Origin of the sequence: Paenibacillus violae (assembly GCF_032461945.1) — a bacterium.
GTDB classification, from domain to species: Bacteria; Bacillota; Bacilli; order Paenibacillales; family NBRC-103111; genus Paenibacillus_E; species Paenibacillus_E violae.
Map to the genome: position 1 here is coordinate 233,864 of NZ_JAWCUD010000009.1, position 15,448 is coordinate 249,311.

Here is a 15,448-nt window from a genome sequence, read left to right on the forward strand (position 1 = left end):
ATACAGCCCAATGAACGATATCCATCGTTCGTTGGGTTTTTATTTTCCTCTTTGATCTGTATCAAAATCAACCAACTGCTTATAATAATCACGCGCTTTCCAACAACGATATCCAAGGAGGACCGGACATGTCAGCAGATCATAAACAGCAAGGGCAATCACGCAAAAATACAACGACGAAAACCCAGGATCAGAAAAGCAATAAAGGGCACAAGTAAATAAAGAAAAGTCCATGCCTCTCTTCCTTTTAGGCGTGGACTTTTTTTCGCTTAATTGATTTTTCTTCTTGTTAAAATACAGGGAACCCCTCTACCAACAGCCCCCGGTTGAGCCATATGCTCCAAATAACGAAGTCCTCTTGTACATTGTGTTTTACAAACCGCGCACGTAGACGACTCCACTATTCTCATCGTGTACTGCTCTCTGGAAGATACTACTTTCTTCTTAGCAACCTTGCCCTTGCCTTTAGGTGGTGCCATAACCTCGCCTCCCAACCGTCTACTTACTCCAGTATATGAAGTCTGGACAGAACGGTTCTTGAGAAACAAGGTTATGTTCCTGTACTTGTCTACCGGTTAACGGTTTGTAAATCCAGCGCAGTCAGCAGGATCGGGACGATCTCCGCATACAATTCGGCGAAAGATTCCACGGGCAGCGGATTGACGCCTACACCCAGCTCGACTGTGAATCCAGGCCTTCGGAATTGTTGGATGAACCAATCTTTATACCCTGCATCGCTATCGGTTAATTTCACGGCCTCATAACCGCTGACAATCGCTAATTGGTCGGCAAAATACTCCGATTCCGGAGGTTCATACCCACGGTAATTCCAATAAATCTCTCTTCCTTGTGTATGTAAGGCAACGACTAACTCAAACGGGTGGCATTCTGTAAAACGCGCGAGCGCTGCAGTCTCTGGCTCCGAGAGCGGCGTCTCACCGCCATAATCCCGCGGTCCCGGCCCTAGCTGCCCCCTACGCTCAGCCTCTTCTTCCCAATGGGCAGGGAATTGGTCGTTGAGGTCTACGCCCCTTATATTCGCTTTCCAGCTGCTAAAATCTGTCTGACCTCCGTTTAATTCCAGCAGATTGGTTTGGTAGGGATGGTCAGCTCCAATGCCATTAAGGACAAGTTCTACACCATCAGGATTCACCATAGGAACAACCCACAGGGAGTACTCGGATAGCAGGCGTCTGGTGTTTCTGCCCTGCCAAGCCGTTCCTCTGGCATAGGAACAAGCGAGATCCTCTACGAACTGCATAACAAGCGGTGTCGTAATCCATTCATTTGCATGGATCGCTGCGTTGACATGGAGCTCCCTGGCCCCCTGACCGATGCGCAGCGCAGGTATGCCTTTTCCCATCACACTTTCTCCTATAACTTCGACATGCAGGAAAGGATATATCCTGCCCAGCCGATTCAATTCATCACACAACGTCTCATACCCGTAACCCAACATACGACCACCTCACAGCTCTTTGATCTCCTACGTAGGTTATGAATATGCCTGCTCCATTAGAAACATGCGGCGTAACGAAGTTAAGTTACTGCACTCTTCCCACAAAAAAATAGACCCAATTGAGGGTCTATTCAATAAATAGTAGGCACCTGCCATACGACAGGCGTGATGGCTATCTGATCTTTGAGCCAACTTTCTGTAATGCGCTTAAATAACGTAGGTTCTCCGCTGCAAAAAAATTGGTGAATCGGCAATATCCCCGATGTTTCCATCCGATCGCGATGATACAAAATCGTGCTGATTTCTCTTGCCGTTTCATCGGCAGATGAAATCAAGGTAACGTCCGGTCCCATCACCCGGGAGATCGGCTCCATCAAAAATGGATAATGGGTACATCCCAATATTAAACAATCAATGGGCTTGTCGACCAACGGCTGAAGCGATTGCGCTACAATCTCCTGCTCTTGCTCTCTTCCAAAAAGCCCTTTTTCCACGAAAGGCGCCAAAAGCGGGCAAGGCTCACTGTACACCTGTATGCCCGGCGAGATTAACCTCAAGGCATGTTCATATGCCTTGCTTTTGATCGTGCCTTCCGTGCCGATCACCCCGACAACCCCGGTTCGCGTCTGCTTAATTGCGGCTCGCGCGCCTGGCGAGATAACACCTAACACTGGAATCGAGACGCGCTCTCGAATATCTTCTATGGCAACCGCGGTTGCCGTATTACAAGCAATCACAATCATTTTAGGGTTAAATTGAATTAAATAATCCACAATTTGCCGGGTAAATGTACGTACTTCTACAGCTGATCGCGGTCCATAAGGACTTCGAGCCGTATCACCGAAATAGATGACTTTTTCTTGCGGCAGCTGCCTCATGAGTTCTTTTACTACAGTTAATCCTCCGACTCCGGAGTCCAGTACGGCTATCGCTTGCTGCACACCTATCCGCTTCCTTTGCCGGTTAATGAATTTCAAAGGCTACATGGATAGAATATGAACGTACAAGCTGAAAGGTACCTAGGCTTACAACACTGATTCTTGGTGGTCTGTCACCTATTTTTTTGGCTGCAAATCATTCACAAGTGCGAATTCATAGCCCTTCTTCTTAATTTCTTTGCAGATGCGAGCGAGAGCCTGCATGTTCTCCAAAGATCCCTGATGCATCAAAATAACATTGCCGTCATGCAAATTATTCATGATATCGTTGTAAGGATCCTCGGCCCCATTCTCTCTCGGTTCCCAATCACGCATGGCCGTCGACCAGAAGACAGACGTATACCCCATGCTCGATACTAAACTCAAGTTGTGCATATTGTAGTGACCGTAAGGGAAGCGAAAGTATTTCTCGACCTCTTTACCGGTTATCTTCTTATATAAGGCTTCAAAATCCGTAATTTCCTTGCGAATTTGGTCATCGCTCAGCTCATTGAAATCTTTGTGCGTCATCGTATGATTGGCTACGAAATGGCCGTCTGCCACAACTCTTTTCAAATAATCCGGGTTTGACTTGATATTGTTCCCTGAGATGAAAAAGTTCGCTTTCACCCCGTTTTCCTTCAAGGATTTTAACATTAAATCCACTTCAATTAGCGGGCCTCCAGCATCAATCGTCAGATAAACCTTTTTGCCGGTCCCAACCCAAACAGCTTTCTGATCAGCGGTATAAGATTTCGTTTCTTTCGGAAAATCAGGAACCTGCCCCGTTTTCTTCTTCATGTAATACCAGGAGTAGGGGGTCTTGTCCCCTGCGATTGGCTTTGTTTTGGTGGCGTCGGTTGCCGGCTTGGCGGATGCTGCAGGGCTAGGCACAGTCGTAGGATGCGGAGTTGCGCTCGGAACTACGGTCTGTTTGGGAGTCGCTATGGGCTTTGTAGTTGGTTTAGGAGTTGGAGTTGAGATTGGCGTAGGCTCCGCTGCTTTGGTGGTTGCTTGCGGACTTGGTGTCGTTACAGCTTCGGCAGCAGGAGAAAGCAGGCTTTTGTCTGCACAACCGACCAATGTTGCGCTTAAAAGGATCAGCAGTGCAGCACTTTTGGTAATTGATGTCATTGTAGCACCTCGCATGATGGAATACGTTCAGTACTCCTTTCGACAGTGTCAGACAAATTACCTGCCTATTTTTGGTGCGCGGTGTTTATTTCGTAGCTCGGTATGTCAAATATTGGAGAATGGTGATCAAAATAAAAGCTGTCCCGGCAAGCATAGGAATCGTAATAAAACCAAGCCAGTTCAAGTAATCCACGTCACATGGAATTGGCCCGCAACCAGTCGCGGATTCGTGGAACACTCCGGATTGAAGCAAAACGTGATAAACGGAAATACAGGCTCCCCAAATTGTGAGAGGTAATACATAAATCGTCAGCTTGTAGTCTCTGCGCACAGCAGCGATCCCCAGAATGATGGCCAGCGGATACATGAGAATACGTTGATACCAACAAAGTTTGCAAGGTATAAAATGCATAATTTCCGAGAAATACAAGCTCCCTAATGTGGCGATTAAGGCAATCAGCCATGATAGGTGCATACCGTTTTCTCTTAAGAATTTTTTTGACATTTGTGCTCGTCCTCCCCTTCCCCATTATTATAGAAAAATATAGGAGGGAAGTCTAACCTTTTGGGTGAGGTTGCTTTTTGGCTCTCACGGGCGACGACTTGTGTCTACAAACTGCTCGTTGCCCCACCTGAAACGTCGTTTTTCGACGTTAATGTGCGCGGCAGCGGCTGAACATAGCTGTTAGCGTCGTAATACACGCTTAACTTCTACGAATCCAAAAAAACCAAGCAGGCACTTCCCAACCTGCTTGGCTCTATTCATACCGAGAAGCTGTACTCAACTTCGTTCGTTTGTTTCACCAGCCCGCGCCACTGCTCCATCGGAACGATGTCGACGACCGCTTTGATCGGGATGCTCGCAAAGTCCAGCTTCGGCACGGCCTCCAGCTTCATCCGGTTGGTGACCAGCCGGTCAAGCCAACCGGGATACACCCGTTCCATCTGCTGCAGCCGATAGATGGCCGTCTCAAAATCCTTGCGTGCCGCGTTCACCGAACCGATCACACATTTGTTCTCCAGCACCATGCTCTGATTAAGCATGTCGGAGGAAATCTCCAGCTTGCGGTCAGCTGGCGTGACCCCGAGCAGCGCCAGCACGCCGTTCGGCGCTAGCACAACCATAGCCTCGAAGGCCAGCGGGCTGAAGCCCGTGCATTCGAGCACAAAATCTATCGGCTTGCCGAGTCCCTCCGCGTAAGCCGTCAAACCGCCGCCCTCGTCCGCCGTTTGATACACGCCCCCGCAGTCCTTAACAAGCTGCGCTTGCAGGCTATCCTGCGGTGATTTCGACCAAACGTGCACGTCCAAGCCGAGCAGCCTGCATGTTATAGCAGCAAGCAGCCCTAACGGGCCTGAGCCAAGGATGAGCGCTGTCTTCGGCTCCCAGATCAGCCGCTGCTGCACGCGCAACACCTGATCCCACACTTTCTCTACAATACTCTGCGGCTCAACCAGAACGCCATGCTCGAGCAGATCCGTAGGAACTTGTACGAGATAACGGCCATCTTCTCTGTAATATTCGGAGAGGAAACCGTGTGCACCTTTGATACCACGCTCCACAAATTCTCCGGTTTGACAAAAATCAGAGTGACCGTTCCGGCAATTGACACAGCTTTGATTCCGGCAGGGCCGCCGCACAATGGCGGTCACGAGATCTCCTGCTTGGAATCCGCTCTCTGCGCCAGCTTCAGCAACAACCCCTAAGGATTCATGGCCTGTCGTCAAATCATCCTCCCCTTGTGGAGGAACACCGTATTTCTCCTGCAAAATTTCCTTATCCGTGCCGTCTAAACCTACTGCCAACACCTTAACAATTACCTCTTGCGGGTGAGTAATCACGGGATCATCCACGGTTTCCAGCGCAATCGAAGGGTTACCTTGTCGCAGTTGTTTGACGCGAATCGCTTTCATCTCATCATCTCCTCCCAACTATTGATGAACAATCGGCTCCAACACTTTGTCTTCACTGGCATCCGTTGCTTGTTTAGTTCCGCTTGAGGTCAATTTTTTTAGTTTAGATAAATACTCTTGCGTAACTTTGATAAAAGAAGCATGCGACCATGTCAATGGCGAAACGGAAAGCGGCGCCCCTGTGAACGGATGCACCTGCTCCGCCATTGTGCCTGATGGCAGAGCATGGCGTATTGCCCAATACATCAGATTCTCCGCTTCTTGTAGGTCTTCGATCACTTTTGCCGAGGCCACCAGCCATTCCGCATACCATAACGTACAGATAAACCACGGATTGCCTGGCACCTTAGCCACATCATTCGTCACCTGATGGTAGTAGTCATTTTCATACCTGGCAATGCCGCCGATATCCGTATGTACCCACAATTTCTCTTTTAGAATCTTCATCGTCGCCACAAGCCTTGGATCCTCCAGCTCGAACAATCCAAAGTCGAATAACCCGTACATACTCATATCCATCGTATAGTCAGGCACGTATTTATTTTCATCATAACTCCAATATAAAGCACGTAAAAAACGATTCTGGTCAGCCGCAAACAGCTGCTGTTCTGCTGCCTTTTTCACTTGATCCGCGATATCGGCATAATAAACGGAACGCGCTTTATCCTGGTGATAATCGGCGAAACGAGCGGCAGCAACCAGACCCGCATATACGGAGGCGACGGTAAAGGCTAGCACGCCATAACGCTCTTCCCAGAGATCATAGGAGGGCAGCGGAAGCCCGGAAGCATCCCGGTAATGAACGAGAAAGTCCGCAGCGGGTTTCACAAATTTCTCGTAATCTTCTCGGGAACGCTCTATCGTGCCTGCCAGCTTGTGATGATGCCATAACGTATACAGAACGAGTGCCGTTTCATCCTCTTGAATGGCCAACTGCTTTTTCCCCTGACCGTCCACCCATGGGTGCCAGCTTGAGCCTACGGAGCTATCGGGATTGTATTTGTGCATGAGATACCCTTCAGGGGTCAACACTTTTATGCAAAAGTCAAAAAATTTCCTGGACAGCTCGTAATACCCGGCTCGGTCTAAGGCATGAGATACCAGCGCCCCGTCCCGCGGCCACATGTAGGAGTAGGTATCTTTGGCAAACTTCAAAATATCCGAGTCGTTGGCTGCAATAATGGCGCCACGATTGTCAACATTCGTTCTAGTGATCAACAGGCATCTTTTGTAAAAGGAAGCCAATTCCGGTTTCAGCAAGGTAAGCTGATGAGCATCCTGGTTGACCCATCTTACCCAGTGATCATGGGTGCGCTGCAGTAAAGCTTGTGGCGACTCTGTGCGCAGTAAGCTTTCCAATCGCTCTACCTCTTGCTTCGTATGGCCGAAACAAACCCAGAACCACGCTTCTTTTGAGCTTTTGGGAGGCAGCACCATCGTCAACTCAAGTGTCCCGTCAACCGAACCTTGCGCAATCGGATTTCCCCCCAAATGGCCATCTTCCGCATCACGCCATGTGCCTTCAAGGCCATGTATGCCTTTCTGCCCCGTTGCATAACCGCTGGGATACGGCTTATCGGCATCTGGAGATAAACCTGACAACGACATATAGCGATGCCCTTTATAAAACAGAAGCGAATTCAACTCCGGGTCAAAATAAATCGTATCACCGACACCATTGCCATAGATTTGCAAATCCAAATGAAAATAAAGTTTAATCTCTCTTTCCTCATCAAAATGGTTGTCCATCTTTATTTTGCGTAAAAAAATATTTTGCTGAACATCTACACCATCTCGAATAACGAAGCTTAATCCCAATCTCTCATGGGTGCATTCAACGTTCGTAACCAGCGAATCTTCTAGGTATTTCAGCTTTTTCGAAACTTCCGGATGATCGATCCAGAAGAAGTCTCGCGCACACCAAATACCAAAATGTGAAAGATGATCGCTAGATTGATTCTCTTGACCTACTAAAGGGTAATACATGTCACGAATATTATAAGCAGCGTCAAAATTAATGAGTACATTCCCGTTCCCAATGGGTAAATCTCTTGCCATGCGATCAGCCTCTTTCCATGATGATGCTACTAATTTTCCAATCGCTAAGCATAAATATGCACGCAGCCCACATGGCAGGGATTTCAGGGAAATAACACCAATTCAAGCCTACACATTTTCATTTCCGCCAAACTCATTTACAATTAAACAATATGGAGGGATTCATCACTATGAAGCAATTAGAAGGATTCGGTAAATTTTTGGAAAGCTTACGGGGCAAAATGTCCCTGCGCGAAGCAGCTAACAAAAGCGGACTTTCACACGCCTACATCAGAGATTTGGAACTGGAGCGCAATCGCTCGACCAATGAGAAAATCAACCCATCGCCTGTTACGTTAAAAAAGCTGTCGGATGCCTACAACATTCCATACACCGATTTAATGGAGAAAGCCGGCTACCTCGAAAACGAGAGTGAGCAAGCAAGCAGCAGCAAAGAAGCCTTGCAGGAACCAGTTTCCATGAACGATACATTATTTATTGAAGTCAGCTCGAAAGAAATGATTTATCACACTCGTTTTGAACGTATTAGCCAAGCTGTAAATTCGTTGCTTGATTTCAGTCTTTTCTTGGATAAGCTCGAGGAGATGGGCTTTAAAAAGATGGATACCGACCTTTTCGTCAATATGAATCATGTGCAAAAGTATATTGAAAAAGAAGGAAAACTTTATTTTGACGCCCTCGGTATTTCGAAATTTGTTGTTATTGCTGCCATTCGTCAAAAGAAGTACCATGATCTCATTGTGCGCAGCGTAGCCCGGAATACGGGGGTGGGCTTGGAATTTCATTACGAACGCCCTTCCGCAGCAGATTCATTGCTGTCTTCAGTAAAGCGCCCCATCTAATACGAATTGTTAAAAAGGAGTAAAGTTCATGAAGAATGAAACTTTACTCCTTTTTTTTCGTCTATCTATAAAGATTGATTGCATTGATTTTTTGGTAGAGAGGGTTGGTAAAGAATACATGGCTGTACAACAGACCACCTCCACACAATCTCGACTAGCGAGAAAGAACAGAAAACGTTCTGTGGGCATGCGTTTTTTTCTGTATACGATTTTAAGTTTTGTCCTTCTTTCGATTCTGTCCTTATGTTGGTTTTTCCTTACAGCGTCAGGTACGACTGTTCGTCTCATGATGGCGGATACTTTGATTACAACTCAGCATCGCGATTGGGCCAAATATTTAATTGGCTCCGAGGAATTGCAGAAGCGCGTTGAAGCTTATTGGAAGCAATTTGACGAAATGGGCGATGAGAAAGATAAAGGCATTGTTCAGATTGAACCTGTGAGTTCTACAGCCCCGGCGGCCGCAGTCAAGAAGGAGCTCGTCACCATTGAACCTATTTCAGGGACGAACTTCAAAGGGCAGCTTGTCACCATTTCTGATCCTAAGAAGCTTCGAATTGCCGTTCCTGAGAAAGTGGGCAAAGGCGAGAAAGTATCCTCCATGGTCAAAAGAACAGGAGCGATCCTCGGCGTTAATGGCGGAGGTTTCATCGACCCCAACTGGGAGGGGAATGGGTTCCAACCGGAAGGTATCGTCATGTCCGGAGGCAAAATCTTTTACAATGACAAAGGCATGAACGGCACTGTGCAAGTGGTTGGCATCGATAAAGAAGGTCGTATGATCGCCGGCAAATATAAAGTCTCTGAACTGGTAGCGATGGGTGTTCAGGAAGCTGTTTCCTTTTCCCCGCGGTTCATTGTCAACGGTGTTGGACAAATCAAAAGCCAAGCGGATGGTTGGGGAATTGCTCCGCGTACCAGCATGGCGCAAACGAAAGATGGCTCCATTCTATTCGCTGTCATCGACGGTAGGCAGACGCACAGCATAGGAGCAACGCTGTACGATATTCAGGAGATTTTCCTGGCGCATGGCGCTGTCACAGCCGCTAATTTAGACGGTGGAGCTTCTACCGTGCTTGTGCACAATAATGCAATCATCAACAAGCCATCCAGTGAATACGGGGAGAGGTATCTTCCTACGGCATGGCTGGTCTTCGAACATCCAGAAACGGCTCCCATCAAAAACGTATGGGAAGGCTTGGATATTCGCAAGATTGATCCATCGAAGTGGTAAATGCAAAAAGCAGCAAGCTCGAATTCATGAGCTTGCTGCTTTTCATTTTAGCGATTTCCTAGGATGACTAAATCTTCCGCGGCTTCAGATGTTTCCTCATCATCTTGCAAATCCGTATCGTCAATCTTGGACTCTTTCCATGAGCGAACCGTGCCCACCACATTTGTTGCCGTGTCTTTTGCTTTGCCTACGAAATCAGAAGTTGTGGTGCTAACGGATTTTGCAACCTCTTGCGTTTTTTGCGAGACGGAAGTAGCCAGTTGAACCGTCTTGTCGCTAACGGCTTTGGCATTCTCCGCAATGTCTTTTCTAAGCTCGCGACCGGATTTCGGTGCGAACAGCAGAGCTGTCGCTGCACCCAGTAAACCTCCAACAATCGCGCCGATGAGAAGATCTTTACCTTTTTTTTCGCTTGCCATGTGAAATCCACTCCTTAATGGTCTGATTTGGCTTTCCGATTCGCCTGCCACCTCTGCCACAGCTCATAACCCGTCGTTGCCCACTCCATGACGTCCTCTATCCGCTTCTGGTGGGTATGTACAACCCTTTCCGCACCGTGAAGCGACTCACTCATCATGCGTGCACCTTTGCGAAGGACCGAAGCGACATCCCCTATAGCTGCTCCAGTCTTCTCTATGGATTGAACAGTTGACTCTAACGCCAGCACCTGCAAGTGCACCTCTTCGGTTAGCTGCCCCGCTTGCTTCAGCAATTGTTCAGCTTCCTCTGCCGCTTTGGCTACATGTTGTTCCGTTTGAGCAACCGTATCGCTAAGTTGTTGTAACATCCTTTTTGCTGTAATCAGCATGCGAACGGCAAAAACGACGAGCACAATAAAAGCAATAGCCGAACTAACTGCACTAATCTCCATCCAAGTCATGACGAGCACCTCCCGAGTCTGCAAACTGCGTTGATTGATGGCGGCTTCTAGACGAATGCCTATGAATTACTACAGTATAGGTAGGAGCAGCTTGTTTTGACACAAAAAAACTGGAAAAATTTCAGGGACCTGTCATAATGAAAAGCAAATCGAACTTTGAACAACTGGAGGAGCCACATGAACCGAGAGCAAGGATTGAAGGAAATTGAACGAACGCGCATTATCGCCATTGTTCGTGGCGTGAAAGAAGCTCACATTTTTTCCGTAGCTGAAGCACTCTTGAAGGGTGGAGTTACCGTTATGGAGGTGACGCTCAACACACCCGGCGCTTTGACGATGATTAGCGACCTACAAACGAAGTTGGGCGAACAAATGTATATTGGTGCAGGCACCGTACTCGATGTGGAGGATGCGCAAAAAGCTGTACAAGCAGGCGCCTCTTTTCTGATAACGCCGAATTTGGATGAGGACGTCATTCGTTATGCCAACCGTGAGGGGGTTCCGATTTTCCCGGGAGCGATGACACCGACCGAGGTCGTCAAAGCATGGAAAGCAGGCGCTACAGCGATTAAAATTTTCCCGAGCGCGAGCCTTGGTCTCTCCTATATCAAGGAATTGATGGGACCGCTTGACCATATTCCGATGATGGCTGTTGGCGGCGTTACCGAAGAGAACATTAAACAATTTCTGGACCTGGGCTGCTACGGGCTTGGTATCGGCGGGTCGCTTATTAATTTAAAAGAAATCGAAGCCGGCCGCTTCGAGTGGGTGACGGACAAAGCTGCACGGCTTCTTGCGGCTTCGCGTTAACTGCCGGGCAGGAAGAAGATTCCCGCGCGATCTGGGAACCGGAGAAACGCATTCTAACGGACACAGCGGCTCTTATTCGGCGAAATATAGCCGTTTTTAAAATCTAACGGACACTAGCGCAGTTATTCGCTTGTTCATACTGTGATTTTGTCATAAAATCAGCAAATAAGGGCTCCTGGGTCCGTTAGATATGAAACAGGACGTTTTTCACGCTATTAACGTCTGTGGTGTCCTCACCATGGAACGTCTGTGGTGTCCGCTAGAAATAGCTCGCGAGAGCGCCTAGGGTGGTTCCCCCATAAGAAAAGGCTGTCCCATGAGTAGAAATTCTACCTTCTGGGACAGCCTTATTTATTTTTTGCTAATGGTATAGACGCACTTGTTTGCGCCTTTGGCCAAGCATTCGGTGCGCTCCACGTTTGCGTCCAGCAAATTGCGGAACAAAGCAAGCTCGCACTGACAGGCCTGCCCGAACGTATTTGCGACCTGGGAGATCGGGCAATTATGCTCGCTAAATGTATAGGCGTCGACACCTGTCTGTGCCCAATCGACCATATACCCGTTTTCGTTCTGGATATGCGCTAATTCAGCAACGCGCTCTTCCAAGTTCTTATTCACCATGCGCGGCTGGTAGCGAGACTCAAGCTTATCCTGCCTGCCTTCAAAAAGCCGCTCTATCTTCTCATGCCCTTGATCTTCAAGTAACTCATCCAGTAAATCTAGTGTCAACTGCATATATTTCTTGGGAAATAGTTCATCTGCTTTGGGAGCTAACGTGTAAACATTAGTAGGTCTCCCCATCGCCTGCCTAACAAGCTTCGTTTCGAGCAGATCTTCCTTTTCCATAGAATGAATATGCCGCCTGACGGCCATCTCCGTAATTCCGAGCTGTTTGGACATCTCTTGAACACTGAGAGGTCCCCCAGTTTTGAGCATGGAAAGAATCACTTTGCGCGTGGATGTCTCAAGTGCTTGATTCATTAGCTCACCTACCCTCGGAACAATCATTATGCTTCATTTTACAGCATCATATCGAAGTTGTAAATTAAGAAACATCTATGTATGTTATTCCAATTCACTCTTGATGAATGCCCTAACACTCGCAGCAAACTCTGCAAATGCCGCAGGAAGTTTAGGCAGAACGGGGTGCAGCGCTTGACGGTTCCAATCCACAAAGTCTTGCACAAGCGGCTTTCTCAGCTTCACAAGCTCAAGCAGCGTGGCGGTCAATGATTCGGAATAGGCACCTTCGCCGTGTACGATTTCCACGATATCTTCGTAGCTGCTCGCATCTCTTAATATGAAAGCGTCGATCAACAAGCTGCCCACATCGGTCACAGTTTCAATAGCCAAGTGTAGTACCCGCTCCTGAGCCAGCTGCCATACGAGGCCGTTATCGCCTTGCTCCCACTGCTGCTCCAATTGTTTGACTGCATCGGTCAATTCCGAAAGAAACTGAATACGCGCATCAATCTGTTCATGATTAATAAAATACATTGTCTATCTCCGTCCTCTTTTTCGCCATTTCGTCCAAATCAACATTGCAAAAAAAGTAATGATAACTAGGAAAATTAACAATACCGCTTGCATGAGATATTCGTAACTCATGTACAATCACCCTCTTGACTTTCGCTGTTTTCACTTCTATTAGTGTATCGCGCTAGCTGTAGAGCGTCAAGCAAGCACCCTTGCTGCCAAAGACTAGCTCATCTTACTGTGATTTTGGAAACCATATTGTTACTTTGGACTAAATACATGGCGTAGAAACCTCCTTACAATAAAAGAGATGTCGCAAATCAAAAGCAGAATGTATAGCTCTCATTATAGGAGGAACTCTCGTGGGTATGAAAATAGGGATTGTTGGGGCTGGCCAATTCTCACAATGCTTCGTACAGTTGTTTCAAGCTCATCCTTATGTGGATGAGGTTGTATTGGCAGAATTGCACGAGGATCGCCGCGAAAAATTTGCAAAAGCTTTCTCCCTCAATCAAACTTACGCTTCATTAGAGGAGCTGCTGAGCAGCGATGTGGATGCCGTTGCTATTTTTACACAAAGACATTTGCATGGCCCTCAAACCATACAAGCTCTGCAGGCTGGCAAGCATGTCTATTGTGCTGTGCCGATGGCTCAAAGCTTAGAGGAAATATCCGCCATTATCCAGGAAGTGCAGCGGTCCGGATTAATCTACATGACTGGGGAGACAAGTTATTATTACCCCTCTACGGTTTACTGCCGGGACCAATTCAAAGCGGGCCATTTTGGCAACTTTGTCTACGGAGAAGCTCAATATTTGCATGATATGACACATGGGTTCTACGATGCTTTCAAATATTCGGGCGGGAAGGATTGGAAGCAAGTGGCCGGCATTCCGCCAATGTATTATCCGACGCATTCCGTCTCTATGGTTCTGTCTGTTACCGGGGCTAAGGCGACTAAGGTATCCTGTTTAGGCTATGTCGACCAGCATGAGGATCAGATTTTTCAGGAAGGGGCTAACCTATGGGACAATACGTTCAGTAATCAGAGTGCTCTAGTACGTACCTCAGATGGCGGAATGATGCGCCTCAATGAGTTCCGACGTGTGGGCTGGGGAGGGAACAACAGCGTATATATGAGCATGTTCGGAACAAACGGCAGCTATGAGGAGCATGCGGGTGGTTCTGCGTGGACTTCTCTGAAATGGGGGGCGGTCGAGAATCTGACACCGCAGCTTGCCTGCAAGGATCGGTATGTACATGTGAGCGATACCAATATGAATCAAACACTGCAAAACGATTTCCATGCCAGCCTTGCCAAGGTGCATCACAGCTTCCGCTTGCCTCATACCTTTGAGGGGCTTCCTAACGGGCACTTCGGCTCGCACCAATTCCTTGTTGATGATTATTTGAAAGCCATATACACGAAAAAATTGCCGCCAAATAACGCTTGGCGGGCTGCGGATTACTTAGCGCCAGGGTTGGTCGCTCATGAATCCTCCAAACGGGAAGGTGAAATGTTAGACGTCCCTGATTTCGGGTCGCCTCCATCCGAGTGGAAGCTGCTGGATCCAGACAGTTTTGTTGCTTATCGCGATTAATTGACGTGTATTGTCCTCCTTTTTCATTCATGTTACAGTGAACAAAGTGAAAAAAGGAGAAGATTACCGTCATGCCGTCAAGACCCAAACTACCAGAGATCGACCTCATCCGCGCAATCGCCATCATCGCCGTCGTGCTTATTCACAGCACATCGGGCGCTACGCTGCTCCCGATCGGGAGCGGCTCGCAAACCATCTTTTTCATCCTTAACAAAGCCAGTTTATTCACCGTGCCGCTATTCATTTGGATCAGTGGCGTCGTGCTTTTTTATACGTATTACGATCGATGGGGCCCAGGAATGTCGCGTGTTTTCTGGACAAAACGACTGCAAAGAATCCTGATTCCTTATGTCCTGTGGTCCCTTTTCTATTATTTGTTTAACCAGTTTATGTTTCATGGAACCGTTGGTTTTGACATCATTTACTTCATCAAACTGCTTATTTCGGGGAATGCCAGCTATCATCTCTATTATATGGTCATCATTGTTCAGTTCTACCTTTTGTTCCCGCTTCTGATTACGGTAGTGAGACGGTTCTCTTGGGTTCGACGGGCGCTAATTCCGATCGGTATCGTTATTCAAGCCGGAGCCTATGTTATTCATCATGAGGTGCAGCCTCTGCCGGAATATGCCTCGCTTTTTGTCAGCTACTCAGGGGTATTCACTTTTGGAGCTTTCGTGGGCATTCATTATTCAGCTATTGCTGCCTGGTCTGAACGTTACAGACACTTAACGGGGAGCATCATGTGCCTTGCAGGCGCCACTTTCGTGGGGATGCTTCTTCTGCACCAGTATGGTCGGGCCAGCTTCGGCAATAGTTGGTTTGAAATGGCTCTCCTCGTGTATTGTATGGCGGTTCCGCTATGGGCCGTCCAGTGGTCGCTAAGGCGTCTTGCCGATAGCCCGAGGCTTAGCGCTGCACTCACCGAATTAGGAGCCGCTTCTTTCGGCATCTACCTTGTGCATCCCGCGTTGCTTACGCTCTGGGGGCGCCTCACACCGATCCAGGATCAGCTCTGGCTCTATGATCTGCATACCATCGCTTCGATCCTGATTGGAGCGCTCTGCTCCTGGCTGCTCGTACGGATGTACGCAGCCATGAAAAAAGGTTCCGCTTAGCAGCG

The 15,448-nt window shown here is 47.8% G+C and carries 16 protein-coding genes; 5 read left to right on the forward strand and 11 right to left on the reverse strand.

Annotated elements, in window-relative coordinates:
- Positions 1–269 precede the first annotated feature (269 nt).
- The 7 genes from RQP52_RS24225 to RQP52_RS24255 all read right to left on the reverse strand — a co-directional run bounded on the left by RQP52_RS24225 (position 270) and on the right by RQP52_RS24255 (position 7,482).
- Positions 270–479 carry a hypothetical protein gene (locus RQP52_RS24225; RefSeq protein ID WP_315954224.1) on the reverse strand — a complete coding sequence of 70 codons (210 nt, stop codon included), beginning with the start codon at positions 477–479 and terminating at the stop codon, positions 270–272.
- Positions 480–568: 89 nt separating this feature from the next.
- Entirely contained in the window at positions 569–1,459 is an 891-nt protein-coding gene (locus RQP52_RS24230) for a M14 family metallopeptidase (protein ID WP_315954225.1), read from the reverse strand.
- 131 nt (positions 1,460–1,590) lie between these two features.
- A complete protein-coding gene (gene racE / locus RQP52_RS24235; RefSeq protein ID WP_315954226.1) occupies positions 1,591–2,400 on the reverse strand; it encodes a glutamate racemase in 810 nt (269 codons plus the stop codon).
- Positions 2,401–2,514: 114 nt separating this feature from the next.
- Positions 2,515–3,510, reverse strand: a complete 996-nt coding sequence (locus RQP52_RS24240; protein WP_315954227.1) for a polysaccharide deacetylase family protein — start codon at positions 3,508–3,510, stop codon at positions 2,515–2,517.
- A gap of 85 nt (positions 3,511–3,595) precedes the next feature.
- Positions 3,596–4,015 carry a disulfide oxidoreductase gene (locus tag RQP52_RS24245; protein ID WP_127454697.1) on the reverse strand — a complete coding sequence of 140 codons (420 nt, stop codon included), beginning with the start codon at positions 4,013–4,015 and terminating at the stop codon, positions 3,596–3,598.
- A 257-nt stretch (positions 4,016–4,272) separates the two neighbouring features.
- Positions 4,273–5,424 (reverse strand): glucose 1-dehydrogenase, encoded by a 1,152-nt coding sequence (locus RQP52_RS24250; RefSeq protein WP_315954228.1) that lies wholly within the window; start codon positions 5,422–5,424, stop codon positions 4,273–4,275.
- An 18-nt stretch (positions 5,425–5,442) separates the two neighbouring features.
- Positions 5,443–7,482 (reverse strand): glycoside hydrolase family 15 protein, encoded by a 2,040-nt coding sequence (locus tag RQP52_RS24255; protein ID WP_315954229.1) that lies wholly within the window; start codon positions 7,480–7,482, stop codon positions 5,443–5,445.
- Between the two features lie 170 nt (positions 7,483–7,652).
- Here RQP52_RS24255 and RQP52_RS24260 point away from each other — a divergent pair, with 170 nt between their 5' ends.
- On the forward strand, positions 7,653–8,324 hold the full coding sequence (locus tag RQP52_RS24260; protein WP_315954230.1) for a helix-turn-helix domain-containing protein: 672 nt from the start codon (positions 7,653–7,655) through the stop codon (positions 8,322–8,324).
- Between the two features lie 118 nt (positions 8,325–8,442).
- Positions 8,443–9,558, forward strand: a complete 1,116-nt coding sequence (locus RQP52_RS24265) for a phosphodiester glycosidase family protein (RefSeq protein WP_315954231.1) — start codon at positions 8,443–8,445, stop codon at positions 9,556–9,558.
- Positions 9,559–9,605: 47 nt separating this feature from the next.
- Here RQP52_RS24265 and RQP52_RS24270 read toward each other — a convergent pair whose 3' ends face one another.
- Entirely contained in the window at positions 9,606–9,977 is a 372-nt protein-coding gene (locus tag RQP52_RS24270) for a YtxH domain-containing protein (protein WP_315954232.1), read from the reverse strand.
- Between the two features lie 14 nt (positions 9,978–9,991).
- On the reverse strand, positions 9,992–10,438 hold the full coding sequence (locus RQP52_RS24275) for a DUF948 domain-containing protein (RefSeq protein WP_315954233.1): 447 nt from the start codon (positions 10,436–10,438) through the stop codon (positions 9,992–9,994).
- A 177-nt stretch (positions 10,439–10,615) separates the two neighbouring features.
- On the opposite strand from RQP52_RS24275, the gene RQP52_RS24280 reads away from it, so the two are divergent.
- The gene (locus RQP52_RS24280) at positions 10,616–11,248 is read left to right on the forward strand and encodes a bifunctional 4-hydroxy-2-oxoglutarate aldolase/2-dehydro-3-deoxy-phosphogluconate aldolase (protein ID WP_315954234.1); all 633 of its coding nucleotides are present in this window, start codon (positions 10,616–10,618) and stop codon (positions 11,246–11,248) included.
- Between the two features lie 351 nt (positions 11,249–11,599).
- On the opposite strand, the gene RQP52_RS24285 is transcribed toward RQP52_RS24280, so the two are convergent.
- Both RQP52_RS24285 and RQP52_RS24290 read right to left on the reverse strand, forming a co-directional pair.
- Positions 11,600–12,229, reverse strand: a complete 630-nt coding sequence (locus RQP52_RS24285; protein WP_315954235.1) for a helix-turn-helix transcriptional regulator — start codon at positions 12,227–12,229, stop codon at positions 11,600–11,602.
- Between the two features lie 84 nt (positions 12,230–12,313).
- Complete coding sequence (locus RQP52_RS24290; protein ID WP_315954236.1) at positions 12,314–12,745, reverse strand: DUF86 domain-containing protein; 432 nt, start codon at positions 12,743–12,745, stop codon at positions 12,314–12,316.
- 347 nt (positions 12,746–13,092) lie between these two features.
- Between RQP52_RS24290 and RQP52_RS24295 the strand changes: the two genes are divergently transcribed.
- Together RQP52_RS24295 and RQP52_RS24300 are read left to right on the forward strand one after the other, a co-directional pair.
- Positions 13,093–14,325: a Gfo/Idh/MocA family protein gene (locus RQP52_RS24295; RefSeq protein WP_315954325.1), complete on the forward strand. Its 1,233-nt coding sequence runs from the start codon at positions 13,093–13,095 to the stop codon at positions 14,323–14,325.
- Positions 14,326–14,396: 71 nt separating this feature from the next.
- Positions 14,397–15,443 carry an acyltransferase gene (locus tag RQP52_RS24300; RefSeq protein ID WP_315954237.1) on the forward strand — a complete coding sequence of 349 codons (1,047 nt, stop codon included), beginning with the start codon at positions 14,397–14,399 and terminating at the stop codon, positions 15,441–15,443.
- Positions 15,444–15,448 lie beyond the last annotated feature (5 nt).